This is a genomic window from Arcicella aurantiaca, from assembly GCF_003148625.1.
Taxonomy (GTDB): Bacteria; Bacteroidota; Bacteroidia; order Cytophagales; family Spirosomataceae; genus Arcicella; species Arcicella aurantiaca.
Window position 1 is genome coordinate 47,123 of the sequence record NZ_QGGO01000011.1, and the last position, 24,666, is coordinate 71,788.

Genomic DNA, 24,666 nt, shown 5'->3' on the forward strand with positions numbered 1-24,666 from the left:
ATTATAAAACTGCTAAGTATCCTGCGTACATTTCTTTCGCCACGTTTTCAGGAGAGTATTCTTGGATAATTTGTTGAGAGGCTATTCCCATTTCTTTTAAATTTTGGGATTGGCTCATGAATTTCAATAAATTGGTCGTTATTTCCTCTTGATTATAAGGTGAAAAAGTAAAGCCATTTACGCCATTTTTCACTAAATCAATAGCACATCCACATTTTTCAGAAACCAGCACAGGCATTCCGCAAGCCATTGCTTCATTGACAACCAAGCCCCAAGGTTCTGAATAACTTGGTAACACTAAAACGTCACTTAATGCTAAATATTCGGGTACTTGTTGCCAAGAAACGCCTTTTTGAAAGCTAATATTTTTTATTTGTTTGGTGCTGACCAGCCTTTGCAACTCTTCTTTTTGTTCGCCATCTCCCAAAATAATAACTCCCCAATCAGTCGTAATTTGTTTTTGAGCCTCAGCAAATGCTTTTAAGAAATTAATTAAGTTTTTATAGTCAATTAATCTTCCTACAAAAATGAAATTATGCGAGGCAACTCCTAATAACTGCTGTTTTGAATATTTATCTTCTACGTTTTTATCGTAGATACGTTTGAGTGCTACATTATCAACACAATTGCGATTGACTAACATTTTGGAAGTTTTTGCACCTAATTCTATCAGATAGTTTTTAGAGAGCGTTCCAAAATTGAAGTATCCATCGTATTGTTTGATAATAAACGATTTTATTGATTCTTTAAATTTATCCCGAACATGGTCGCCAGCGGTTGACTCATTTGAAAGAATGGTCTTAATACCCTTTAGTTTGCAATAAAATAAAATTGCCCACGAAGCTAAGTCATAATACCCTGTTAGATTGACAACATCGGGTTTGAATTGTCGAATTTCCCGCAATATTCCCGAAACTTTTTGCCCTAAACTAACTTCTTCAAGTGTACCATCATGTAAAAGTTTATAGGGATATTGATGAATAGAAGTGTCTAAATTTCCTAAGTCAACTCTACTTTTCTCAATAGTCGCAATTTGTACTACTAATAATTCATCTTTTTGGTGTTGTTCAATTATTTTTTGTAATTCATTAAAAATAATTGCCTTATAATGAGCCCATAATTGATTATGAACAATTAAAATTTTCATAAATGGCTTACATTACGGGTGATGTTTTAGGAACAGATTTTTTTAGAAAGTTTATATTTCTTTGAATATATTTTATGCCCAAAAAGCGAATCATTACGCAAAAAATAAACCAATACGGAGTTCCATAAGGTTCGCCACCTGTGAATAGACCCACGAAATAGCACATATAAAAATATCCCAAAAACGTTGTCAGTGGATTTCTGCCTTCTTTGATAGCTCGTAATGCTTCGATGAAAATAACAAAATTCATCAATGAAAAGCTGATAAAAGCCATGATTCCACAATCAATCCAAGTTTCTAACAAAGGAATGTCCATGTAAAGGAAACGATAGCCTTTTCCTAATATTAATTGCCATGGAGTTTCAAAAAATACTTTTTTAAACTCCGCAAAACTATTAACCCTACCCATTGCTGAGTAATCTATACTTTTTGTATCTTCAGCCATACCTGTGGCTGTCAATATTGCTTTTGTAAAGGTTATGGTCACTGCATCGTAATACATGGTGATGATAGAAACTAACTTTGCTTGCGTACTGACAAAATATGAAAATCCTGCAAAAAGTAGGAGAATAAGGAAGAAGTTTTGAGGTTTGAAAATCCCTAAAAAGACGTTTTTAACCGATTGACGAGAAATATTATAGTAACAAAAAATCGCAATTGTAAAAAAGAATGCGAGCAATATTGAACGTGCCTGTGTTAAAACCAAGACAATTATCGACAATACTAAATTTGCTAAAGAAAATATTTTCCAAATCATGCTTTTGTTTTTCAACATCAAATAGGAGGCGAAAACACCTCCAAAAGCATTTCGGGCATATACGTGAGGGTTTCCACTTGCTGTGGTTGAACCGTCTCCAAAAACAACTGAAGCTCTTTGACCAATGACAAAGTATGGATTGGTTGCCATTGAGTAAATCAAGCAAACACTACCGAGAAAAGTAAGCCCCACAACAATTGGCAAGAAATAGTCTTTAATATCATTTGATACCCCAAGAAGTAAGAAGAAAAACGTAAAAATGAACATATAATTTCCTAAATCTCGTATAAAAACGTAGCGATTGGCAGAATATCCATAAAATGGATTGGCAAAAAAGAAGTTGATTAGAGCAATGGCAATAAATACCGATGCAAGACGAAAAAGAGGCAAATTAGGCTTATAAAACTTTTTGAATATATCGTCAGGGGAAATCATTAATATCATTCCAAGTACCAAACTACCAATTGTGAAGGTAGATGCCCCACCAAATCCCGCAATTTCTTTGAAAAAGAAAATTAAAGGACTTCCCATGAAAACCATGAAAATACCTAAAAACTGTCGGCTATACTTAAAGTTGAAAAAAGAGTTCATGATGTAAAATTACAAACTATTTAAGAAAAAGAGATGTATCGTTATTAATGAATATTTTTAGTTTTGAATTCATACACCCAAAAACTATCGCCACCACTTTTCATGAATGTTTTGATAGGCGTGTACTCACTCAAATTTTGCTTAGTTACTAAATAATGATATTTACCTGCTGCAAAGTTGTTGAAAGCTTCTTGTTGAACTAAACAATGACTCATGTTTTTGTTAGATTCAAAGAAGAAATCCACGTCGTAACGGTTTATTACTGCTGAATCGTAATATTTTAGAGCAATTTGATATTGGGTATCAAATAACTTTTCATCTTCAAACGCAAATGATTGTGCAACAATTGGTAAGCTAAACTTATTTAAAGAATCATTGGCAGGTAATTTCAATAAACTATTTAATTTATTTATTCTGTAATTATCACTTGCATTAAGTAAGAATTCTCTTTGGAGACAACTTTTGTTTTTAGGTAATAATCCGTCAAAATCGAGTTCACAAGCTATTTTTTCATTATTGGGCAAAGTCTTTATCCATGCAATCGCATCCGCAAGATTTGCTTGTTGAGATTTAATTTCTCGATTATTTTTAAAAATTGAATAAGATGTATTTGTTAATAACAGCAAACCTGCCAAAGTTATTTTCCAATTAGTATTAAGTTTTATAATATTCCCTAAACCATAACCAATTAGGATAAGTGCCATAATTGACATCGGAACTGTATGCGATGAATAAAGTTGAGACGCTTTTAACGAAGAGAACATAAAAAAGAAAAAATTCCCAAGAAATATCAAAACCAACGTTTTAGATTGATGCTGTTTATAGAAATACCAAATACCGATAAGGGCAAATATTGAGAAAAAAATATTCATTGGCTGACTCACAAAAGCATTGATGAATGACATATTAAAAAAACTTGCCATAGGGTCATGATTAATTTTAATGAATACGCCACCTAAAAATGACTTCATCACCACTAATGTATCCGTGATGATAAATGGCATTAAAGCAAAAAGAGCAACCACCGAAATTAAAATGAGATTTAGGAATCTTTTTAAAGAAATCTTTTCATTTTTGAGCATCACCAAAATGCTAATAAATACAAAAGGACTTAAAAACAAATAGATTAAGCGTTGGGTAATGACAACGAAAAATAGAAAAATTATATAAAATGCAGATTTGGGAGTTATTTTATCAGTAAATAATATCTGAATGAGGATATAAAGAAAAATGCTGGCAGAAAGTGCTTCAGGTCTGATAATTGGAACGGATAACCAAAGGAAATCAGCACATAAACAAACTAAGACCAACATAAACTTCGTCTGATTATTGAGCGAATTATTTTGGCAGTGAATAATAAATTGAATGGTCTTGAAGATAATAAAACCTACTAAAAAGATTTGAACGTAGCGTTCCCAAATAACAAATGTCTCTCTATGATTCAGATAATAAAAAGCATTTTTATCAATAATGGTTAAAATATCAGATAAGCTATGAAAAGTTCCAATCTGTGTAAAGAGTGTATAGCCTGTCCAAACAAGAAATAGAAAATAAGCAATAAATGTACTTGGGATTGCTGCCCACTCTAATGCTCTTGGGGTATTACCATAAAAGAGAAAAATACCTGATTCTCCAATAAAATTTTCATCAGTGGTATAAGTAATAATTGGAGGCGGTGATACAATTCCGAAGTAAATACTAATTATCAAAAGTATCAATAAAATAATAATAGAGATAATCGAAAGATTACGGATTGAATACATGGGCTAAAGAGGTTAAAATTAGAAAAAGCCTTCATACGATACGTATGAAGGCTTTTTTATGTACAGGATTATAAAATGCTTCACATACAATAATATACTTAGTAGTATGGAGTTTGTCAGAAAATATCTAATTTCTTAGGAGATATTTTTGTGTCGAAATCGTATTATTTATGTAAAATTAAGACTTTAAATCAACTTTTTTTATGATTTCTTTGAAAAATATTTATCGATATGGATGAATTTACATTGATTAAGACCAGAATTGCTTGTTGTACAAAGTTAGGCTGTCAATAGTTACTTTGTTGCTCGAAAGTTTTTGTCTGAATTAAGATAATCAAGCTTATGTGAGTGCTAAACCCTAAATCCCAATCTGAATTTGAACTATTTAATTTTTGAATATTTCTTCGGATTCATTCCCATATATCGCTCAAAAATCCTTGTAAAATGACTTAAATTGCTAAAACCTACTTGAAAACCTGCATCAGAAACGGTCATTTGTTGTGTTTTAATGAGATTGGCGGCTTCTAAAATCCTCATTTTTTGGTGATAATTATAAATACTCTGACCAAATATCTGTTTAAAGAGCCTCGAAACTTTACTCTTACTCATATTAGCCATTGCCGCTAAATTATCTAAACTTGGACAAATCGTTAAGTCGTCTAAAAGTTTATTGCGTACTTCTTGAAGTGCATGAATATCAGCGTTATTAATCGGATAATTTTCATTGTTCCGTTTTAATAGCATTAAAAGAAAATGGTAAATAAGTTCTTCCGATTTTATTTTATAGCATAAATCAGATAACGCTTCGTCTGAGTCGAAATCAAAAATTTCTTTGGCAATAATGGATATTTTATCAGAAATCATTTCTTCATAGAGAAAGGGCTGATTATTGGCTAAAATAACATCAAGTATGCTGTGTTCGGAATCTGATTTTATCAGTTCAGAGAGATAATCTATTTTTACTCCAACAATGATATTGTTAATCGGTGTTTGAGCAGGCAATGAAATATTTAACGCTGTATTTGAAGAACTAAGTTGTATATAGGGTAAGAAAGGAGGATGGAAATTTTTGGTAGAATTTAATAAATTCCTAAAGCTAAATGAAATATATTCTTGTCTTCCATGTGTGATTTTTCTGTCGCCTTTTTCTTCCATGTTCAATTTACACTGAACAATTAAGATGTTTATTTTTCCAAACAATTCTACTCTTTTTACATAACCTTCTCCAATGCTCGACGGTAAATCTATTCGTTTATTGTTAGGATTTTCTTTGAATGATTTATTCAAATACTGAAACAGATTACTGCCATCTAAGGTTGATTCTGGGTGCATATCTTACGTTTTTGGACTAATATTTAAACAAATGTAGCTATTTTAACGTAAAAGCGTAAATTATCTTTGCAGTCTAATCATAAACAACTCCATCGTATTTGATAGCACTTCTACTTATACATACAATTAGTTAGCAGTCATATTGCTTGGTGTGTATTTAGCTAATTTTTTATTCATTCAATTTTTTCAAAATGCAAAAAAAGATATTTGCCTTATTAGGCTTATTAGGTGTTTGTTTTGGACTAACAGCCCAAACAAAATTTACAATTAGCGGAACTCTCAAAGATAAAAAATCTGGAGAAGCCCTGATTGGTGCGACTATCAGAGTGCTTGAGTTTTCCAACGTAGGAATGACAACGAATGAATATGGATTTTATTCTTTGAGTATTCCTCAGGGGACATATACCTTCAATGTATCGTATGTTGGCTATACGTCTGTAACTGAGCAAGTGATACTTAAAGCAAACGTTTCTAAGGATTGGAGTTTGTCTGATGATAATACCTTAGAAGAAGTGGTCGTCAGAGCGGTGAAAGATGATGAAAACCTCACAAAAGCTACTATGGGAACAGAAGTTCTCAATGTGAAAGAAATTGCCAAAATCCCTGTTCTTTTTGGAGAAAAAGATTTGGTGAAAGCCATTCAATTGATGCCAGGAGTAAAATCAAATGGAGAGGGTAGCAATGGTTTTTCAGTACGTGGAGGTGCTACTGACCAAAATTTAATTCTCTTAGATGAAGCTCCTGTTTACAATGCTTCACATCTTTTGGGCTTTTTTAGCACTTTTAATAGCGATGCTATCAAAGATGCAACCATCATTAAAGGAAATAGCCCTGCTCAATTTGGGGGGCGACTTTCATCGGTTCTGGACGTAAAAATGAAAGAAGGAAACAACAAAGAATATCATGCAAGTGGTGGAATTGGGCTAATCAGTAGCAGATTGACATTGGAAGGACCTATTCAACAAGAGAAATCTTCTTTTATTATTTCAGGACGAAGAACTTACGTTGATATGTTCGCCAAACTTTCGCCTGATTTTAAAGATACCGAATTGTATTTTTATGACCTCAATGCCAAAGCTAATCTTCAAATAAACAATAAAAACAAACTATTTTTCTCGGGTTATCTTGGAAAAGACGTTTTAGGCTTTGGAAAAGTATTTGGTTCTGATTGGGGAAACTCAACCGCTACCATTCGATGGAATAGTATTCTAAGCAGTAAACTTTTTTCCAATACTTCGCTGATATATAGTAACTATGATTTCAATATCAGCTTTTTAACAGATGGAGAAAAAATCAATAATAATTCAAATATTAAAGACATCAATCTGGGGCAGGATTTTTCTTATTATCCTAATCCCAAGAATACACTCCGATTTGGTTTTAGTCTAATCCATCATATTTTAACGCCCAACAGGTTTCAATCTGAAGGTATAATTAGTGAACAGAAAAGCCGTAAATCGTTAGAAAATGCTATTTACGTCAATAATTCCTATCAAATCAACGATAAAATAAATGTAGATTATGGGTTAAGACTTTCGATGTACTCGATACTCGGCGGAGATACCTATAACGTTTATGAAAACAATGTTCTTTCTAAGTCAATTCTTTTGGCAGAAGGTGAAATAGGCGAAAGTTATTTGAATCTTGAACCTCGCATTTCTGCAAATTATCGAATCAACCAAACTTCCAGCATAAAATTGGGATATGCTCGTAATACACAAAGCCTACATTTATTGAGTAATTCTACGAGTGGAAACCCTACTGACCGTTGGATTGGCAATAGTTATAACATTAAACCAGAAATAGCAGACCAAATAAGTTTGGGATTAAGTAAAAACTTTGTCGAGAATAAATATGAATTGAATGTAGAAGGCTATTACAAATTGTTACAAAACCAGATTGATTATAAAGATGGTACAGATATTAATACAGCTCCTGACATAGAAAGTCAATTGCTTTTTGGCGAAGGGCGAGCTTATGGTTTGGAAGTTTTACTAAAAAAGAAAACAGGCAAACTTACGGGTTGGATAGGTTATACACTTTCAAAAACCGAGCGTCAAATCAATGGAATAAATAATGACCAATGGTACAACGCCAAACAAGACAGAACCCATGATTTATCGGTAGTGGCTATTTATAATTTATCTCCCAAATGGAGTTTTGGAGCTACGTTTATTTATAATACAGGAAACGCCGTTACATTTCCCACAGGCAAATATGACCTCAATGGCATTCCGACCCTACAATACGGAACCAGAAATGATAACAGAATGCCCTCTACACATCGCCTTGACCTAAGTGCTACTTATGAAAAGCAAAAGAAAGGCAGATTTCAAAGTTCATGGAGTTTTGGTTTGTATAATGCCTATGGACAAAGTAACCCTTACAGTATAGATTTTAAAGAAAATGTCGATAATCCAGGCAAAATTGAAGCAGTGCAACTTTCTCTTTTCCGTTGGTTACCAAGTGTTACTTATAATTTCAAATTTTAATCATAAAAAAATGAAAACCATATTATATAGTTTAATTGCTCTTCTTTTCTTTACAAGTTGTGAGAAAATTATTGAAATAGATTTGAAGGAAAATCAGTCGAAAATCGTAATTGTAGGAAATATCACCAATGAAGTGGGTCCCTATTTTGTGAAAATTACCAAGTCATCACTCTTAAATTATCAAGGAGAAAATGCTACCATTGATAATGCCGTAGTAACCATAAGAGACAATCAAGGCAATACCGAAATGTTATCAGCCATTGGTAATGGAAACTATCAAACAACCAAAATACGAGGTAAGGTTGGGCTTACCTATACCCTTGTAGCAAAAATTGGAGGCGAAACTTATACTGCTCAAAGCACCATGCCAGCGTTGGTAAAGTTCGACTCAATCAAAGTGCTTTCAAGTACATTTGGGGGAGAAATTTCATACGATTTTGTGCCAGTATTTACCGACCCAATCGCAAAAGGAAATCAATACAGATTTGTATTATCCTTGAATGATAAACTGGTAAAATCACATTTTGTACTGGATGACCTTGTTAAAAATGGCTCAGTCAATACACAACCTTTACAAAATATGGCTGACTTGAAAATAAAAACAGGTGATGTCGTTAAATTACAAATGCAAAGTGTTGATGATAATGTAGGACTGTATTATAAAACCTTAGTTCAAATTACTGATTCTGGTCCAGGTGGAGGTACAACCCCAAGCAATCCTCCCAATAATATATCAAATGGAGCATTAGGTATATTTTCAGCACATACTATTCAAGAAAGAAGTACAACTATTAAATAATTAATCAAACATAAAATGTTGAAGAGACTTTCTTAAAATATAAGAAAGCCTCTTCTTTGTATTTTATGTTCAATTACTTCCATAATTCTACTGAAACACGTGTGAAACTTACTGAAACATCCCTTAAACTCAAAAAACCTTCAATACTCACCGTATTGAAGGTTTTAAGTTATAACTCGCTGTTATAATGTGATCCCGACAGGATTCGAACCTGTGACCCACAGATTAGAAATCTGTTGCTCTATCCAGCTGAGCTACGGAACCGTTACAAAATAAAATAGTTATCAAAAGCTTGATAACTATTTTGTCGGGGTGGCAGGATTCGAACCTACGACCTCTTGGTCCCAAACCAAGCGCGATACCGGGCTACGCTACACCCCGAAAAATTTACCTTTGACATAACTCAATATATGAAGCTTACTTCTATGAACTATGCGGAGAGTGAGGGATTCGAACCCTCGGTACCGTTACCAGTACGACAGTTTAGCAAACTGTTCCTTTCGGCCTCTCAGGCAACTCTCCTTAACACATTTTAGTTTCTCTTGCGATACTGTCGTTGTGTTTAGGTGATGCAAAGGTACGGCGTTTTTCTTTTAAGATGCAAGTCTAAAGAGAAAAAAAAATGACTTTTTTTAAAACTTTTTTGTACTGCTTCTTGTACGGCTTTGAAAAACAGGAAGTTATTGTAAAGTTAAATTTTGATATTTTTTTGCAAAAAAATGTATTAATTTTAAAAATAGGGTAATTTTGAATAGGGGGAAGGTGATTTTCGACTGTCTGGAAATAAATATTGTTTCAATTTTTTAAAAAAATCGATGATGAAATCCATTTTAATTTGTTTCGTTATTCCAATTTTTCTCTTTTTGTCTTCTTGCACATCCACAAATGTGATGCGTTTGAAACCAGTTGAGCAAGAATTTATGGTTGATGGTGGTAAAGAGATTGTTAAAAATGAACATGAGGGTGTGAAAGTTGTGGCTTCTTACGACGGACGTTATCAAAAATACATGATTTTTGATGTTGAAGTTTTTAACAATACAGATTTGCCTTTGTCTGTTTCACCTAAAAATTTTTTATTTACGCCACTTGATGCCAATAAAAATGTACTTCATTCTTTAGATGGAAAGTACGCATATTCGTATGTAGGAGTTGAACCGCAAGAACAGATGAATTTGATTAAACAAGAAATGGATTTTCAGGAATCTAAAATTAAAAGAGCGAGAGTTGTCAATACCATTTTGTTTGTTGGGGGAATTGCGGCTTTAATTGCCTCATCTGGAAAATATTCTGAAAGTGCTTGGAAAACGGCAAATGTTGCCGAAACTGTTGTACAAGTTGCTCAAGTTAAACGGATAGTTGACCATGAAAATTTTTATTCAAAAATGAATCAACTTGAGCATGATGGAAGGGTTTGGTCGCAAGAAAATTTTAGAGCAACAACTATTGCTCCTGGAATGTCTATTCGTGGTGGAGTATTTTTAGAAGCAAACGCACGAGCCAAATTTGTGCAATTAAGCTACCAAGGGGGCAAAGCACCACTGAATTTTCTTTTTGAACAATGGTTTGAACAAAGACGCTAAATTGATTCATAATTTAAGCTTAAAGGTTAAAGACTTCTTGTTCTTTAGCCTTTTTTTATTTTTTACCTAAATTTCATTTAATTTTTTATCAACTTTGCAGTCCTTTTAAAATTCAGTTTCTCAATTGCATTCTGAGAAACTACAACTTGTTACCAAATGGAAATATTAAAAAGCTCCCGTCTGGATTCATTACGTTATGATATACGTGGTCCAGTTTACGAAAAAGCCCTGCAATTGCAACGAGAAGGCTACAAAATCACTTCTTTGAATATTGGTAACCCCGCCACATTTGGTTTTGAAACACCAGATGAGATTATTCATGATATTATTATGAATATTCGTAATGCCCAAGGTTATGCAGATTCTCGTGGATTGTTCGCCGCCCGTAAAGCCGTTATGCAATATTATCAGAGTCGTGGAGTGAAAAATACGGAAATAGATGATGTTTTTATTGGTAATGGTGTAAGTGAGTTGATTGGCTTAACGATGACAGCTCTTTTGAATCCGCATGATGAAATATTGATTCCTTCGCCAGATTATCCTCTTTGGACAACTTCTGTTGGGCTTGCTGGGGGTACTCCTGTACACTATATGTGTGATGAGGCATCGGATTGGAATCCAGATTTGAAAGATATTGAGTCAAAAATTACAAAGAAAACTCGTGGAATCGTTCTTATAAACCCTAACAATCCGACTGGGGCAGTTTATGAGAAAGAAATTGTAGAAGGAATTGTTCGTTTGGCTGAAAAACATAAACTGATTGTCTTTGCAGATGAAATTTATGATAAGATTCTTTTTGATGGAGCCGTTCATCACACAACGGCAGGAATGTCTGAAGAGACGCTGATTGTGACAATGGGCGGAATGTCTAAAAACTATCGTGCTGCTGGTTTTAGAGGAGGTTGGATGATTTTGACAGGGGCAAAACATAAAGCAAAATCATACATTGAGGGTCTTACTTTCATGGCTTCCATGCGTTTGTGTTCTAACGTAATAACGCAATACGGAATACAGACGGCTTTAGGTGGTTATCAGTCTATTAATGACTTAGTTATACCAACGGGAAGGCTTTATAAACAAATGGAATTGGCACATGAAAAGTTGATTTCAATTCCCGGAATTTCATGTGTTCGTCCGAAAGGTGCCATGTATTTGTTTCCGAAAATTGATTTAAAACAATTTGACTTTAAAAATGATGGCGATTTTGTTTTGAGCCTTTTGGAAGACCAAAGAATTTTAGTAGTAGGAGGGCGAGGCTTTAATTTTAAAGAACCCGACCACTTTAGAATTGTATTTTTGCCACATTTAGAACAATTAGATATTGCGATGAATAAAATTGCCTTGCATTTTGAAAATCATCGTAAGTAGGTTGGAACGCTGATGACGGATACTACGTAACGCTGATTAAAAGGATTTTTAATCAGCGTTATTTGACTGCTATTCGATTTTTAATTGCTTAAAACAAGACTGTAATGACTATTGACGCAGATTTTCTCAATTCAAGACGTACTAAACTTTTTATTATTCTCTTCGGAATATTTCTTTCAAATGCCATCGTTGCTGAAATTATTGGTGTGAAAATTTTTTCAGTAGAAGGAACATTAGGAATTCCCCCGCTTCACTTACAAACTTTTTTGGGAGTTTGGGATATAAACCAAACCGCAGGAGCGTTAAACTGGCCTTTTGTTTTTATTACTTCGGATATTATTAATGAATATTTTGGTAAAAAAGGCGTAAGAAAAGTATCTTATTGGACAGCTGGATTTATTGCCTATTGTTTTATCATTATTTACGGAGCAACTTTATTGACGCCTGCTGATTTCTGGATTGAGGTAAATAAAGGCGACGATAATTTTAATATCAATTATGCTTTTGGGAAGATTTTTAGACAAGGTTTAGGAATCATCATTGGTTCTTTGACAGCATTTTTACTGAGTCAATTATTGGATGCTTACGTTTTTCATTTGATTCGTGAAAAAACCAATGGAACAAAAATTTGGTTAAGAGCAACAGGCTCAACACTTGTATCTCAGCTAATAGATAGTTTTGTAGTGATTGGAATTGCTTTTGTGCTGTTTGGAAATTGGACGTTTGAACAGTGGATATCAACGTCATTGAACAGTTATTTGTACAAGTTTTTTACGGCAATATTACTGACTCCCGTTATTTATTTGGCTCATAATCTGATAGATAAGTATTTAGCTAAAGAATAAAATCTTTGATATTAAAATTTTAAAAAGCTCCTTTCGAGGGGCTTTTTTTATGCTCTTTTCTCAAAAAAGACCTCCCCAATATTGGGGATATGAAGGGAAAAATAAAGCTGTGAAATTTGTGAGAGTAATTAATGTGAATCTTTAATTTTTAATCTCATGAAAAATCTTACCAAAACCTTCATCGCAATTTATGTAGTAATAATGTGCTTTGCGGTAGCTTGTAAAAAAGATGAACCTACGCCAACTACCACAACACCAGCCGTTAAAAGTGCTGCCAAAGACATTACTAAATTCAGCTTTTCTGCTCTCAGTCCTGTGGTAGAAGCCACGATTGATGCGACCACAAAGGCAATAACCGCTACTGTACCCGCAGGAACAGACGTAACCAAATTAGTACCGACCATTACGATTTCTGACAAAGCCACCATTTCGCCTGCAACGGGTGTGGCTCAGGATTTTTCTAAAGAGGTGAGTTATACTGTTACGGCGGAGGATGGGGGTATGGTGGTTTGGAAGGTGAATGTGACGAAACTAGTGGTAGCCCAGAGTTGTCAATTGATAGGCATTACGGTGGACGATAATAATGGAACACTCAATGAAACCTTTGAATATGATAATGAGAAAAGGTTAATTAAACGAACATCAAAAAACACAACACAATCTCTTGATACTAAAATAGCATATACTTATGATAATGACGGTTTTCTCATACAAATAGCTTGGGAAAAAATGAACTCAAAAAGTGCTTCTGATAATTTCAAAAGGGTAAGTTCTTATACTTATAAAAATGGACGTTTAATCTTACAAGAAATTAAACAAACCGCAAATAGTGGTACAGTTTCAACTGGAAGTAGTACATACGAATACGAGTCTGAAACCAGCGACAAACTTAAAAAAGTAGTTTATAAAGATGTTGTTACAGGAAATGCGACGCCAGATACTTTCATATTTACTAATGGAATATTGTCTTCTTGGACTGACCCATACAACAAAACAAATACTATAAATGCAATGGGTTTGGTTACAAAATCAGCTCCCCAAAATGGACAATTTGTACAAGAATGGAATTATGACGCTAATGGGCAACCCATTAAATATGGTTATGTACCAGTCAATATCGAAGTAACATACACAAACATAAAAGCTAAATATGATGATTTTGAATTATTGACTCGTGGACAATACTATCCATCTATATTTTGGCTTGCTCAAGATGCGGAAACGGTCTTTAATCCAAAAGGATTTAAAGGTTTCCCAAATTTTAAAATATTCTTTTCGCTGACGGATAAAGGAACATACCTAAGAAAAACTTATAAATCTGGGACAGACGTTAGGACTTACGACTACAAAACTGATGTAAATGGTAATGTTACTTCATATACAATCACTTACGCAAACGGTTTTAAAGATACTGGAACATTTACTTACAAATGCAATTAGAATCAAATTTTTTAAACAATTTAAACAACAAGAAAATGACACTTCAAGAGACTTTTAATGAAGCTTCACGACTATATAATTCAACTCCATTGCAAGGACAAGAATACATTGCCATGAGTGCGAAGATTCGAGTAGCCATTCGTGATAGAAATGGATTTGACAAGTATATTTTATTTTATGTAGATTCATGTGAATGTGTTTACTCTGAAATAAAACACCCTTCATTTTCAAATGGGCATTTATTTTTCCCTGCATATACTGAAAAGACATTCAAGATTGGTTCGGGATTTAATATTGTTCAAACAATTGACCCTTCAATGCCGTCTCCACCTTTTGACCTTGAAAACCCAATATTAGGTGCTGATATTCCACTAATTACTGGAAAAATCACTACCAGTACCAATCCTATTGCTATCAGTGGTAATTTATTTCAGATGATTTTCAATTTTCCGCTTATGTCTGATTTGAATACTCATTTCAATGCAACTGGAAAAGAAAATGAAACGGTACTTTTTGGTGCAAGAAATGACGCTTTTCTATTTTTAAAGCCCATTTCGGTATTTAAAGGAGATAATCAAGTTAATTGAATTTGATTAATACTTTTTAATAAAACCTAATTTTCAAACAATTTAAACCAATAAAACTATGGCAAACATAATCACAGGAAGAATACAAGTCGGTAATACCGTGATGATTAGTGGAAGATACCTAATGGTTAAACCAAGTGCAGCTCATTTTCTGAGAACTTGTGATATACAGTTAGAACAACTATTTGCAAATACTCCTACCGTAGTAGCAACAGTACATCATGAAAATATAGCAGGCAACGCTGTACCTTTTTTGATAGATACGATAGAAATTGACCTTAATTATGACTCTAAAACAAGAATTAATATTATGGCGAATGAGGTTCACGCTCGTGATATTGAAGAATATGTGTATTGGTGTGATTACATTGTAATGGGTCAAGTTTTATAAACCGTAGTAATTTAAACAAATCATTCAAAATGAAAACAATAAAACTACTAACATTAGCCCTGTCACTTCTTGTTTTTTCATGCAAAAAAGATGAAGTAACTACGCCCGAAGATACTTGTAAAGTATCAGTAATTGACCGAGGAAATGGCAATAAACATACTTATACCTACGATGCAACAGGAAAAATTGCTACAATGGCTCGTGAATTTGATGGCTCGGGTTCTGGAACGATTAGCAAGTATGTTTATACTTTTACTTATGATAATGCTGGACTTTTGACTAAATCTGTCTGGACGCTCGATGGTAAGGCGAATGGTTCGGAGACGTACACTTATACAAATGGAAAAATCTCCAAAGTGAGTTTTAAGGATGCAGTGGGTAATGGCGGAACAAATAACATAAAATACGATGAAGCGGGTAGAATTATTTATTTCTCTTATGAAACAGGCGACCCTAATGCTGACTTAATTCAATATTTTACTTATGATACCAATGGAATACAGATAAAACATGGATATAAAGGTTTTGATGAAACGATTTATTTTGAATCCATAACCAAGCCCGTAGGAATTGCTAAATCTCCTGAGCAATTGTTGAGCAAATATAATTTGCCTTATGATGTGCTGACGGGTTATTCGTGGTCTGGTAATCAAGGAAGTGTAGGGACAATTATCGAATCTTTTGAATCTGATAGTAAAGGGAAACTGGTATCAATTGGAACGGTGAAAATTACTGGTGTGAAGTTGGATTCTAAAAATTTTATTGCCGAAATGACCGCAATTGATGATGCAAAAGTTAGCAACACAGAACGTTATTCCTTAACGAATTGTAATTGATTTGGCAATATCCAAAACAAAACAGTCAAAGAAATTGAACTTCAATTAGCTTATTTGTAAAATATAGTTGGATTGAAAATTGGGTGAGTTCTTATCGGCTATCTAACATGAGATAGCCGATTTTTATCTTCTCAAATTATCCAAAACCACCGCCGTTGCAATACCTGCATTCAGAGATTCTGCTCCTCCAAAACTTGGAATGGTTATTTTATCGGTAACTAATTTTTCTACGCCTTCCGAAATTCCGTTGGCTTCGTTACCAATGATTATATAGCCAGACTTTGCAAATTTGGTTTGATGAATATTGTTTCCGTTGAGCAATGTTCCGTAAATTGGGGTACTTTGATTTTTGATAAATACTTCTAAATCAGTGTAATATAAGTTCGTTCTTGTGAAAGAACCCATCGTGGCAGCAATTACTTTTGGATTATAAAAATCTACGGTTGAGTGCGAGCAGATTATTTTATGAATGCCGTACCAATCTCCCACTCTAATTATTGTACCTAAATTTCCAGGGTCACGAATATCGTCTAAAATCAAGGCGTATTCATTTTCTCCGACTAATAATTCATGGTTTTCTTTCGTTTTAGCTACGGCGAGGGCAGCGTTATTCGAACTGTAAGAGCCTGCTTTCTCTAATTCTTGTTGATTGACAATTTCTACTTGAAGTGGGAGTTTCGATAAAATTTCTTCGTAGTTATCGAAAAAATCTTGTGTGACAAATAATAACTCAAGCTCAAAGTCTGATTTTAATAATTCAAGCACACTTTTTGCCCCTTCCACAATAAAAGATTGATGTTCTGTACGAAATTTCTTTTGTTGTAGAGAATTAATGTATTTAATTTGATTTTTAGTTATCATTTATACTTTCGCTTTAATTGAAAAGAGCCTTATTAAATATATCTTTGTTTGCTTTGACGCTGTTGGTTTTCGGATGTTCCCCGAAGAGTATTTTTACAGAACCGCTTTTGTCGTCTCAGACTTTTAAGGGTAATAAAACACTGCCTAAAGAACGATTAGAAGCACTTTTGCCTCAGAAACCCAACAAGCGACTTCCTTATACTCCCATCACTACGGGACTTTATTTTTACCAATTATTTTCCGCTAAATTGCCTCCGTTTTCGTACAAATCTTATGCTGAAAAGAAGATTATTTGGCAAAAGGAACTCACAAAGTTAAACGATGATTTCGACCAAAGAGTAAAGGGGCTTGATATTAATTCGGAAGAATATTTAAAAATTGCCAAAAAGAAAGAAACTAAAGCTCAGAAATTGACTCGCAAAATCAATGAGGGTAATTGGGCAATGCGAACTTTTGGAGAAGCTCCTTCGTATTTTTATGAAGCTGATGCCATTAAAAATGTTGAAAAAGTAAAGACATATCTCAAAAATCACGGTTTTTTTAATTATTCAGTGAGTTATAAAAAAGACTCAACCATTTTTAATCGTCGTGGAATTGATGTTACTTATTTGGTAGATGAAGGTACTTTTTATCCATTAAAACAAGTGGATTCATTGGTGGTTCAAGACAGAACTATTCGTGAAATATTACGGGCAAATCAACATGAAAGTCGTTTGAAAGTAGGAGAGCGATTGACTTTGGAGGATTATAACGATGAAAAAGTACGCATTGAAAATCTCCTTAAAAATAACGGATACTATAATTTCTCTAAAGATTTTATCTCAATCCGAGTAAATGACCTTGATACGGCTATTACCAAAGGAATTGCAGCGATAACCTATATTCCTAATCCTTCAAGACCACCACAAAACCCCAATTATCGCAAAGCATATCCAATCAACAAAGTAACTTTTATTTCTGATGGTTCGTCTCCTACCATAACCACGCCCAAAGTTGATACCATTTACAACAGAAATATTCAATATATTTTTGTGAATAAACGATTCTCTACCAAGTTGTTAGATTCTAAAATTGATATTCGCCCCAATCAGTTATACAAGTTAAATAACCGTTTACAAACGGAAAAAAATCTTTATGGACTCGACCAATTTCAATTTACCAGAATAAATTTTGATACGACTCGTGGCTTATTGGATGCTACTATTTATACCCGTCCTTTAGACAAATATCAGTTTACGGCTGAGACGGGCGGAAGTGTGTTTCGTTTAGTTTTTGGACCTTTTTTCAATACCATTTTCAAAGTTCGAAATATTCAAGGAAGTGCGAGTTCATTAGAAACTAATTTACGTTTTGGGTTTGAAGCTCAAACAGGCTTTTTCGATACTGATGTTGTGAGTCGAAATTTAGAATTAGGGTTAAATACCTCTCTTATCGTTCCAAAAATATTAGCACCCAATTTTTTAGCTCAGAAATTGAATTCTTTTACACCTCAAACTCGATTAGGGGTAGGGGCTGAATTTACTGCCCGACAAGAATATAGCCGATTGAATTTTAAAATTAATGGAACGTATGTTTGGAGACCTTCTCCCAAGAAGTTTTGGCAGGTTTCATTGGTGGATTTAAACTTAATTTTTACTAACAACCAAACGAAAGCTTTCTTAGACTATTTAGATACCTTGAAAGCACAGGGAAATAACTTAGGACAAAGCTTTAACCGTTCTTTCGTTTCAACGATTAGTGCTTCATATACATACACGGATGACCCTTATGGGCAAATAAAGAAAGGTAATTATTTGCGTTTGTTGATGGAGTCAGGAGGAACGACACTTAACTTTTTCCCTTCTGGTAAAATTGGATTTATATCAAGTATGTTTGGAGACAGTTTACAGTTCTTTAAATTCGTGAGATTCAATGCGGATTATCGCAGATACTTGTCGATTGGAGGAAGTAAAAACGCAAGTTTTGCCTACAAAATCAATACAGGAATTGCTTATGCTTATGGTGAAGGACGAAATTTACCTTATGAGAAAAACTTTTTTGTGGGTGGTCCAAGTAGTATCAGAGCATGGCGACCAAGAACTTTGGGACCGGGTTCTGCCTATTCATTCCGAAATTTAGACCAACCTGGTAGTATTTTATTAGAAACAAGTGCAGAATATCGTTTTAAGATTATTCGTTTCTTAGGAGATTATAATATTAACGGGGCATTTTTTGTAGATGCGGGAAATGTATGGCGTTTTCAAGGACAAAATACAGAGGGTTTAACGGGAAGTGATTTCCAATTTGACAGATTTTATAAAGAAATTGCCGTTGGTACGGGCTTTGGCGTGAGGGTCGATTTATCGTTCTTCGTGCTTCGTTTAGACTGGGCAGTGAAAGTAATCGACCCTTCGCAAGAAGAAGGAAACCGTTGGGTTTTGTTCAGAGATAAATCTAATTTTAGAGCCAATACATTATCCGATGGTTATTCTAATTCTTTAGCCCTAAACTTCGGAATTGGTTATCCGTTTTGATTTTGATAATTGTGATTTAGTGAATTAGTGAATTAGTGAATTAGTGAATTGTGAATTAGTGAATTGTGAATTAGTGAATTGTGAATTAGTGAATTGTGAGTTAGTGAATTGTGAGTTAGTGAATTGTGAGTTAGTGAATTGTGAATTAGTGAATTAGTGAATTGTGAATTAGTGAATTGTGAATTAGTGAATTAGTGAATTAGTGAATTGTGAATTAGTGAATTGTGAGTTAGTGACAAATTTCCAATCCCCAATTAACCAATAACCAATAACCAATCCACCAATAACCAATCCCACCTCAATGGTCTAACGGGCGTTTTTTAATCATTCCGCCTTTGGTGTCTTTAATACTGCTCATGACTACAAATGCTTCTGGGTCGATATTTTTGATGGCTTCGTTAAGTTTATTGAGTTCAAGACGAGTAACTACGGTGTAAATAATTTCAATATTCTTTGATTCTCCCATTTTGCCATATCCTCCTTTGCCGTTGTACATAGTTACGCCATGTCCTAATTTATTGATAATGATGTCTCTAATTTCTTCGTTCAGAGGCGATACAATCGTTACGCCTGTGTATTCTTCAATTCCTTCGATAACAAAATCAAGTGTTTTGGAAGCTGATAAATAAGTTACCATCGAATAAAGAGCAATTTCAACAGATAGAAAATAGGCGGCAGTTCCAAAAATCAGGACATTAATCATAATGATAATATCGCCCATAGTTGTGCCAAATTTACGACTTAGAAAAATTGCTAAAACCTCCGTTCCATCTATAACCGCACCTCCTCGAACCGACAAACCAATACCCGCACCCAAGAAAAAACCACCAAAAAGAGCCACTAAAAGATTGTCGTTTGTGATATTAGGAAAAGAAATTGTTGCCACAACTAAAGCCAATCCTGAGATTGCCAAAGCTGTTTTTAAAGCAAAAGATTTACCCATAATTCGATACCCCAAAAGTATAAATGGGATATTTACCACAACCAATAAAATAGCTAATGGAATGGACGTAATCGCTGAAATAAGGAGTGAAATCCCTGTTGCTCCTCCGTCAATAAAATGATTGGTCAATAAAAAACCTTTGAAGCCAAAAGCAGCCGAAAAAACACCAGCCGTGATGAATAGAAAATCTTTAAAATAGCCCCAAAGTGTCCCTTTAAACGCTACGAGTCCTTTTGCAAGTTCTCCTTCTGAGTATGCGTTAAAATCTTTGGGTTTTTTGTTTAATTTTCTTGTTAATGTATCGATAACTAACTGTTTCAAGATTGGATTCATAATGTAACGGGTTTATACAATTAAAGCCTTGGCTTATATTAACTACAAAAAAATCTTGCCAGCCGTTCCTTCAAAAAAAGAAAGCCTTTGAGGGTAAATCCAAATTGGAACTGCTCAAAGACCTTAATTTACATTATTTTATTCAAGATTGATAACCTTATTTTACTTCATTTTCTAAAGGCTGTCCATTTTCAAAATCAGCAAAGTTTTTCATCGTTGTGATGGCTATTTGCGTAAGTGCTTCATGGGTAAAAAAGCCTTGATGTGGCGTTATAAGCACATTATGGAAAGACATTAATCGCTCAATTAAATCATCTTGAATAAGACTTCCTGACAAATCTTTAAAAAATAAAGACTCTTCTTGTTCGTAAACATCAATGCCTAAATAACCCAATTGTCCATGTTTTAAAGCATCAATAGCATCGGAAGTATTGATGAGTCCACCACGACTTGTATTAATTAACATTGCACCCTTTTTAATTTTAGAGAATGCCATTTTGTCAAAAAGATGATGCGTGTCAGGCGTGAGTGGACAATGAAGCGAAATTATGTCTGCCATTTCTAAAATTTCATCCATAGATTTATATTCGACCCCTTTTTCTTTCAAAATTGAAGACTCAAAAATATCATGAGCCAAAACTTTACAGCCAAAACCAAGCATTATTTGGCAAAAATTAATCCCAATTTTACCTGTGCCGATTACGCCGACGGTTTTACCACAAAGATTGAATCCCATCAGATTTTCTAATGCAAAATTACTTTCTCGAACTCGATTATAAGCTTTATGTGTTTTTCGATTTAAGCTTAAAATCAAGGCAATTGCGTGTTCTGCTACCGATTGCGGCGAATAGGCAGGGACACGCAAGACCTTTATTTGATGTTCTTTTGCCGCTTCAATATCAACATTATTAAAGCCTGCACACCGTAAATCTATCAACTTAACCCCATTTTGAGCTAAAATTTCTATGGTTTTCCTATCAACTTTATCACTTACAAAAACACAAACAGCGTCAAAACCAGTGGCTAATTTTGCGGTGTCAGCATTTAATGGAATTTCAAAATAAGTAAGTTGATTTGAGGTGTTGTTGAAACTATCGAGATATATTTTATCGTATGATTTTGTGCTAAATACGGCTACTTTCATCGTTTTGGGGATTTATTTTGAAGGTTATTGCTCAAAATTATTAAAATACCCTTCGGTGAATGGTGTGCAAAAAGAAGAATTAAAACTGATAATAATCATAGTTATTTTGTTTTGTAGATTTTCTCAATGGATTCTAACCAAGTCTTCGTAAATTATACTTTATCGGAATTATCAACTATTTGTCGCAGACAAATTTAGACCACAGATTGAGCAGATTTTACGGATAAAATCAAGAAAAATCAGCGAAAATCTGTTAAATCAGTATAATCTGTGGTCTATCGTTTGTTTTGTGGCAAACCCTGTACAGTTCCGATTATTTTAAATCTAAACATCAGCAAATTGGGTGTGTTTTCCCAAATTTTAAACTAAAATTAAATGAAAAGAAATGTATTATTTTGTGCGATTTTATTGTTCGTACAGTCGTTTGTGAATGCTCAAAATACCGAGTCATTAAAATCTGCTTTGCCAGTTATTGATAAAATTTGTAAAGATTTTGCAGAGAAAAACCATTTGCCAAGTTTAGTTTACGGTTTAGTAATTGATGGGCAAATTATCCATTCAAATCATATCGGAATTGCCAATACCACAACCAAAACGCTTGCAGACGGAAAATCTGTTTATCGCATTGCGTCGATGTCAAAAAGTTTTACGGCAATGGCAATTTTACAACTTCGTGATGCAGGTAAACTAAAATTAGACGAGCCTGTTTCCTTGTATATTCCTGAAATTAAAGGACAGAAATTTTCCGCAGATTCTCCTGAAATAACCATTCGCCACCTTTTAACTCACGCCGCAGGTTTTCCAGAAGATAATCCTTGGGGCGACCGCCAATTAGCAATTTCAGATGAAACAATGCTGAAAATGTTTAAAAAAGGGATTTCCTTCTCAAATACCGCAGGTGTTGCTTATGAATATTCTAACATGGGATTTGCGATGTTGGGGTATATTATCAAAAAAGTAAGCGGGCAAACCTATCAAAATTATATCAATCAGCATATTTTGAAGCCTTTAGGAATGAATGATACCTATTGGGATTATACAAAAGTGCCTAAAAATCAATTAGCCGTTGGGTATCGTTGGATGGATGAAAATTGGGTAGAACAACCCATGCTTGGTGATGGTGCTTATGGTGCAATGGGTGGAATGCTCACAACAATCGACGATTTTGGGAAATACCTAACATTTCATCTTTCTGCAAGTGTTTCAGATAAAAAGGAATCTCCAGTTTTGAAAAGAAGTTCGCTCCGAGAAATGCACCAACCTTGGAATTTTAGTTATTTCAGTGTTGATAATAAAAATGCTTTGGGGAAATCTTGCCCCAATATTTCGGCTTATGGATATGGTTTACGTTGGGTTCAAGACTGTAATCACATTACAAATATTGGTCATAGCGGAGGTTTACCGGGTTTTGGTAGTAATTGGAAAATGTTACCCGAATTTGGAATAGGTATCATTTCATTTGCCAATAGAACTTACGCCCCAGCCAGTGCTTTAAATACTCAGATTTTAGATACATTAATCGCTTTGACACATCTAAAACCAAAACCAATTCCCGTTTCAGCTATTTTGAAGCAACGCCAAAATGAATTAATGAGTATTTTACCTTCTTGGCAAAATGCGGAACAATCAGGAATTTTTGCAGAAAACTTCTTCTTAGATTATTTCGTAAAACCACTCAGAAATGAAGCAGAGCCTATTTTTGCTAATGCAGGGAAGATTTTGAAAATCAACGAAATGATACCTGAGAATAATTTAAGAGGCTATTTTATTGTTGAGGGAGAAAACGCCAATATAAAAATTAGCTTTACGCTTTCGCCCGAAAAACCTGCTCTCATTCAAGAATATCATATTCAACAAATTAAAAAATAAATCAAACATGAAAAAAATATCCATCATTTTCGCACTGTTTTACATTCTCAGTTTTGCGTTATCAGCTCAAACAACTACGATTTATTTGGTGCGTCATGCAGAAAAAGTAACAACAAATCCAAAGGATAAAGACCCACTTTTAACAGAACAAGGTCAGCAAAGGGCTTTGGATTTAGCGAAGAAATTACAAAAACAAAAAATAACGGCTATTTATACTACCAATTATCAGCGAACCCAATTGACTGCCAAGCCTTTAGCAGATGCAAAAAGTATTAATATTAAAATTTATGAACCCAAAGATTTAAAGGCATTTGCTAATCAATTATTAACTGAAAATGAAGGCAATCAAATTTTAGTTGTTGGACATTCAAACACCGTTTTAGAAACCATAGAAGCTTTAGTCGGGAAACGACCTATTTCAGAAATTTCCGACCAAGAATATGATTATTTGTTTACGGTAAAACTAAAAAAAGGAAAGGATACCAAAGTAAATATTGAACATTACGGAGCAAAAAACTCAAATGTGGAAGGTTTACAAATGATGAAAGGAAATTGATTTAGAGACTATTTTGGGAAGTCAATTAGTTGTTTATGGTTTGATTTTTCAGAGGGTTGACGTTTGTTTGAATTATAAAAATACACCTATGTTGTTGGTTGAAAATATCAATAACATAGGTATCCAAAACGAAGCGTTATTTCATTCCGTTTTCTTCTTCATGTTTAAAGCCGTGTTTTGATAAATTCATGCCATAAGTATAATTTGTAGCAAGAATTACATCATTGCAGTCAAAATGTTTAATGACACCACTTTCTTGAATGGCAACTACCCAACAAGTGTTCTGGTGCATTCCATAGTCAATAATGAAGATACCATGTCCCTTTCCAAGTGGGGTATCAACTAAAATAGCAGGGTCTAATTGTAAAATCATGGCATTGAAAGGTTTATTGATTAAGAGACAGAACTGTTCTTATCAGCTATTAAAAACCTGTTCCAATGTGCAAATTTGATTTAAGTGCTTGGTAAATAAATGTTTACGTAGTTTTTTGAGAATATTTTTCTACACTTTTCTTCTAT

Annotated in this window: 20 protein-coding genes, 3 tRNA genes and 1 pseudogene; 12 read left to right on the forward strand and 12 right to left on the reverse strand. The window is 34.0% G+C overall.

Going from position 1 to position 24,666, the window contains the following annotated elements:
• Position 1: 1 nt before the first annotated feature.
• From LV89_RS11725 to LV89_RS11740, 4 genes are all read right to left on the reverse strand, one after another.
• Positions 2-1,147 (reverse strand): glycosyltransferase family 4 protein, encoded by a 1,146-nt coding sequence (locus LV89_RS11725; RefSeq protein WP_109743090.1) that lies wholly within the window; start codon positions 1,145-1,147, stop codon positions 2-4.
• Between the two features lie 7 nt (positions 1,148-1,154).
• Complete coding sequence (locus LV89_RS11730; protein ID WP_146199148.1) at positions 1,155-2,495, reverse strand: O-antigen ligase family protein; 1,341 nt, start codon at positions 2,493-2,495, stop codon at positions 1,155-1,157.
• Between the two features lie 44 nt (positions 2,496-2,539).
• A complete protein-coding gene (locus LV89_RS11735) occupies positions 2,540-4,258 on the reverse strand; it encodes a hypothetical protein (RefSeq protein ID WP_109743092.1) in 1,719 nt (572 codons plus the stop codon).
• Between the two features lie 381 nt (positions 4,259-4,639).
• A complete protein-coding gene (locus LV89_RS11740; protein ID WP_109743093.1) occupies positions 4,640-5,590 on the reverse strand; it encodes a helix-turn-helix domain-containing protein in 951 nt (316 codons plus the stop codon).
• Positions 5,591-5,781: 191 nt separating this feature from the next.
• Between LV89_RS11740 and LV89_RS11745 the strand changes: the two genes are divergently transcribed.
• Both LV89_RS11745 and LV89_RS11750 read left to right on the forward strand, forming a co-directional pair.
• Positions 5,782-8,082, forward strand: coding sequence for a TonB-dependent receptor (locus LV89_RS11745; RefSeq protein ID WP_109743094.1), 2,301 nt, complete (start codon positions 5,782-5,784; stop codon positions 8,080-8,082).
• 10 nt (positions 8,083-8,092) lie between these two features.
• Positions 8,093-8,881: a DUF4249 domain-containing protein gene (locus tag LV89_RS11750; RefSeq protein WP_158279574.1), complete on the forward strand. Its 789-nt coding sequence runs from the start codon at positions 8,093-8,095 to the stop codon at positions 8,879-8,881.
• A gap of 190 nt (positions 8,882-9,071) precedes the next feature.
• Here LV89_RS11750 and LV89_RS11755 read toward each other — a convergent pair.
• The 3 genes from LV89_RS11755 to LV89_RS11765 form a co-directional block, all read right to left on the reverse strand.
• A tRNA-Arg gene (locus LV89_RS11755) sits at positions 9,072-9,145 on the reverse strand.
• Positions 9,146-9,188: 43 nt separating this feature from the next.
• Positions 9,189-9,262, reverse strand: a tRNA-Pro gene (locus LV89_RS11760).
• 54 nt (positions 9,263-9,316) lie between these two features.
• Positions 9,317-9,403 (reverse strand) — tRNA-Ser (locus LV89_RS11765).
• A gap of 296 nt (positions 9,404-9,699) precedes the next feature.
• On the opposite strand from LV89_RS11765, the gene LV89_RS11770 reads away from it, so the two are divergent.
• The 7 genes from LV89_RS11770 (at position 9,700) to LV89_RS11800 (ending at position 15,928) form a co-directional block, all read left to right on the forward strand.
• Positions 9,700-10,461, forward strand: coding sequence for a hypothetical protein (locus tag LV89_RS11770; RefSeq protein ID WP_146199149.1), 762 nt, complete (start codon positions 9,700-9,702; stop codon positions 10,459-10,461).
• A gap of 156 nt (positions 10,462-10,617) precedes the next feature.
• Positions 10,618-11,829, forward strand: a complete 1,212-nt coding sequence (locus LV89_RS11775) for a pyridoxal phosphate-dependent aminotransferase (RefSeq protein ID WP_109743097.1) — start codon at positions 10,618-10,620, stop codon at positions 11,827-11,829.
• Between the two features lie 104 nt (positions 11,830-11,933).
• A complete protein-coding gene (locus tag LV89_RS11780; RefSeq protein ID WP_109743098.1) occupies positions 11,934-12,674 on the forward strand; it encodes a queuosine precursor transporter in 741 nt (246 codons plus the stop codon).
• Positions 12,675-12,830: 156 nt separating this feature from the next.
• Positions 12,831-14,114 (forward strand): SGBP N-terminal domain-containing protein, encoded by a 1,284-nt coding sequence (locus LV89_RS11785; protein ID WP_109743099.1) that lies wholly within the window; start codon positions 12,831-12,833, stop codon positions 14,112-14,114.
• A gap of 35 nt (positions 14,115-14,149) precedes the next feature.
• Complete coding sequence (locus LV89_RS11790; protein WP_146199150.1) at positions 14,150-14,701, forward strand: hypothetical protein; 552 nt, start codon at positions 14,150-14,152, stop codon at positions 14,699-14,701.
• Positions 14,702-14,759: 58 nt separating this feature from the next.
• The gene (locus LV89_RS11795) at positions 14,760-15,092 is read left to right on the forward strand and encodes a hypothetical protein (protein ID WP_109743101.1); all 333 of its coding nucleotides are present in this window, start codon (positions 14,760-14,762) and stop codon (positions 15,090-15,092) included.
• A gap of 29 nt (positions 15,093-15,121) precedes the next feature.
• A complete protein-coding gene (locus LV89_RS11800; RefSeq protein ID WP_109743102.1) occupies positions 15,122-15,928 on the forward strand; it encodes a DUF4595 domain-containing protein in 807 nt (268 codons plus the stop codon).
• A 123-nt stretch (positions 15,929-16,051) separates the two neighbouring features.
• Here LV89_RS11800 and LV89_RS11805 read toward each other — a convergent pair whose 3' ends face one another.
• Positions 16,052-16,789, reverse strand: a complete 738-nt coding sequence (locus LV89_RS11805; protein WP_109743103.1) for a TrmH family RNA methyltransferase — start codon at positions 16,787-16,789, stop codon at positions 16,052-16,054.
• A gap of 17 nt (positions 16,790-16,806) precedes the next feature.
• On the opposite strand from LV89_RS11805, the gene tamL reads away from it, so the two are divergent.
• Positions 16,807-19,302: a translocation and assembly module lipoprotein TamL gene (tamL, locus tag LV89_RS11810; protein WP_109743104.1), complete on the forward strand. Its 2,496-nt coding sequence runs from the start codon at positions 16,807-16,809 to the stop codon at positions 19,300-19,302.
• A gap of 24 nt (positions 19,303-19,326) precedes the next feature.
• Here tamL and LV89_RS25955 read toward each other — a convergent pair.
• The 3 genes and pseudogenes from LV89_RS25955 to LV89_RS11825 form a co-directional block, all read right to left on the reverse strand.
• Positions 19,327-19,443, reverse strand: a pseudogene (locus tag LV89_RS25955) (pentapeptide repeat-containing protein); the annotation flags it as partial.
• Positions 19,444-19,600: 157 nt separating this feature from the next.
• On the reverse strand, positions 19,601-20,578 hold the full coding sequence (locus LV89_RS11820) for a YitT family protein (RefSeq protein WP_109743105.1): 978 nt from the start codon (positions 20,576-20,578) through the stop codon (positions 19,601-19,603).
• Between the two features lie 157 nt (positions 20,579-20,735).
• Positions 20,736-21,722 carry a 2-hydroxyacid dehydrogenase gene (locus LV89_RS11825; protein WP_109743106.1) on the reverse strand — a complete coding sequence of 329 codons (987 nt, stop codon included), beginning with the start codon at positions 21,720-21,722 and terminating at the stop codon, positions 20,736-20,738.
• A 375-nt stretch (positions 21,723-22,097) separates the two neighbouring features.
• Between LV89_RS11825 and LV89_RS11830 the strand changes: the two genes are divergently transcribed.
• Together LV89_RS11830 and LV89_RS11835 are read left to right on the forward strand one after the other, a co-directional pair.
• Positions 22,098-23,591, forward strand: coding sequence for a serine hydrolase domain-containing protein (locus LV89_RS11830; RefSeq protein WP_109743107.1), 1,494 nt, complete (start codon positions 22,098-22,100; stop codon positions 23,589-23,591).
• Positions 23,592-23,598: 7 nt separating this feature from the next.
• Positions 23,599-24,147: a SixA phosphatase family protein gene (locus tag LV89_RS11835; protein ID WP_109743108.1), complete on the forward strand. Its 549-nt coding sequence runs from the start codon at positions 23,599-23,601 to the stop codon at positions 24,145-24,147.
• 136 nt (positions 24,148-24,283) lie between these two features.
• Here LV89_RS11835 and LV89_RS11840 read toward each other — a convergent pair whose 3' ends face one another.
• A complete protein-coding gene (locus LV89_RS11840) occupies positions 24,284-24,520 on the reverse strand; it encodes a hypothetical protein (RefSeq protein WP_109743109.1) in 237 nt (78 codons plus the stop codon).
• Positions 24,521-24,666 lie beyond the last annotated feature (146 nt).

Bases quoted from the DNA above. Each gene is read 5' to 3' on its own strand.
- LV89_RS11725 (WP_109743090.1), bottom strand. From the start codon at position 1,147: ATGAAAATTTTAATTGTTCATAATCAATTATGGGCTCATTATAAGGCA.
- LV89_RS11730 (WP_146199148.1), bottom strand. From the start codon at position 2,495: ATGAACTCTTTTTTCAACTTTAAGTATAGCCGACAGTTTTTAGGTATT.
- LV89_RS11735 (WP_109743092.1), bottom strand. From the start codon at position 4,258: ATGTATTCAATCCGTAATCTTTCGATTATCTCTATTATTATTTTATTG.
- LV89_RS11740 (WP_109743093.1), bottom strand. From the start codon at position 5,590: ATGCACCCAGAATCAACCTTAGATGGCAGTAATCTGTTTCAGTATTTG.
- LV89_RS11745 (WP_109743094.1), top strand. From the start codon at position 5,782: ATGCAAAAAAAGATATTTGCCTTATTAGGCTTATTAGGTGTTTGTTTT.
- LV89_RS11750 (WP_158279574.1), top strand. From the start codon at position 8,093: ATGAAAACCATATTATATAGTTTAATTGCTCTTCTTTTCTTTACAAGT.
- LV89_RS11770 (WP_146199149.1), top strand. From the start codon at position 9,700: ATGAAATCCATTTTAATTTGTTTCGTTATTCCAATTTTTCTCTTTTTG.
- LV89_RS11775 (WP_109743097.1), top strand. From the start codon at position 10,618: ATGGAAATATTAAAAAGCTCCCGTCTGGATTCATTACGTTATGATATA.
- LV89_RS11780 (WP_109743098.1), top strand. From the start codon at position 11,934: ATGACTATTGACGCAGATTTTCTCAATTCAAGACGTACTAAACTTTTT.
- LV89_RS11785 (WP_109743099.1), top strand. From the start codon at position 12,831: ATGAAAAATCTTACCAAAACCTTCATCGCAATTTATGTAGTAATAATG.
- LV89_RS11790 (WP_146199150.1), top strand. From the start codon at position 14,150: ATGACACTTCAAGAGACTTTTAATGAAGCTTCACGACTATATAATTCA.
- LV89_RS11795 (WP_109743101.1), top strand. From the start codon at position 14,760: ATGGCAAACATAATCACAGGAAGAATACAAGTCGGTAATACCGTGATG.
- LV89_RS11800 (WP_109743102.1), top strand. From the start codon at position 15,122: ATGAAAACAATAAAACTACTAACATTAGCCCTGTCACTTCTTGTTTTT.
- LV89_RS11805 (WP_109743103.1), bottom strand. From the start codon at position 16,789: ATGATAACTAAAAATCAAATTAAATACATTAATTCTCTACAACAAAAG.
- LV89_RS11820 (WP_109743105.1), bottom strand. From the start codon at position 20,578: ATGAATCCAATCTTGAAACAGTTAGTTATCGATACATTAACAAGAAAA.
- LV89_RS11825 (WP_109743106.1), bottom strand. From the start codon at position 21,722: ATGAAAGTAGCCGTATTTAGCACAAAATCATACGATAAAATATATCTC.
- LV89_RS11830 (WP_109743107.1), top strand. From the start codon at position 22,098: ATGAAAAGAAATGTATTATTTTGTGCGATTTTATTGTTCGTACAGTCG.
- LV89_RS11835 (WP_109743108.1), top strand. From the start codon at position 23,599: ATGAAAAAAATATCCATCATTTTCGCACTGTTTTACATTCTCAGTTTT.
- LV89_RS11840 (WP_109743109.1), bottom strand. From the start codon at position 24,520: ATGATTTTACAATTAGACCCTGCTATTTTAGTTGATACCCCACTTGGA.